This is a genomic window from Halorubrum sp. Atlit-26R (genome assembly GCF_003666015.1).
Taxonomy (GTDB): domain Archaea; phylum Halobacteriota; class Halobacteria; order Halobacteriales; family Haloferacaceae; genus Halorubrum.
Window position 1 is genome coordinate 1 of sequence record NZ_QPLT01000169.1, and the last position, 819, is coordinate 819.

At 47.6% G+C, this 819-nt stretch carries 1 protein-coding gene and 1 pseudogene; one reads left to right on the plus strand and one right to left on the minus strand.

Translation table 11 applies throughout. The features are described from left to right. Nucleotides 1-320: pseudogene (locus tag DVK07_RS19965) on the minus strand (Trp family transcriptional regulator); the annotation flags it as partial. Between the two features lie 309 nt (nt 321-629). Here DVK07_RS19965 and DVK07_RS23890 point away from each other — a divergent pair. Continuing rightward, nucleotides 630-819 (plus strand): hypothetical protein (locus tag DVK07_RS23890; protein ID WP_233565550.1); only part of this gene is annotated, 190 nt, incomplete at its 3' end.

An 819-nucleotide genomic window follows, 5' to 3' on the forward strand; every position in this document is an offset into this window, starting at 1 on the left:
ACTCGCATATCCACTGGTGTTGTTGGTGAGAGATGATCTAATAATGGTTGAGCAACAATGAGGCTCCTATACCCTGTTGCAAGTTGCTCGTATTCTTCATATGCGAATTGTCCAAGTAACGTAACTTCCCATTTTCCGTCCTGACAGACAATACAGTCTGCATCAGTGAGCCGTCTAATGGCCCGATCGATAGTAGTCCGTGAGACATCAAGATCTGCTTCAAGTTCTCGTTTATCGGCTCTATTTTCAAGCAATCGCTTGATAACGGACGCACGACGAGCGACCGTTTCGAGAAGAGGAGGGGCTATTGAACCGCTCATGGATATTATTGAGTTCGTGTTATTTCATCAAAAAGTTTGTCTCTGAAAGCAGCGTAACTAACTAGAATGTTCACTGTATACTACACGCCTCCCGTTAATTTATACGAGGGGTATTCATTTACACACTCCCCGTGATTTCTACACCGATAACTGATTTCTTCGGTAGATGAAGTAAAGATGAAAACCAGCAATTGGGAAATGCGGTGTTAAAAGATGACACGCGATAGCAACCCACGGCAGGCTCGGAGTAATCGGCGCTCGTTCATCAAAGCAACAGCGGGAATCGCTGCTACCGTTGGAGTCCCAGCCATGATGGGCAGCGTAACTGCCGAACAAACGCCCGAACACGAGAAAAGGTACAAGGAAGCCTTGGCAGCTCGAGAAAATTCGGGCGACACCGAGGACTTCCGCAAAGAGCTTCAGAAAACCGGAGGACAAGTCGCTTCTTCTGACAAACATATCCAGATCGAACGGGAGAACCCGGACGGACCCACCACAG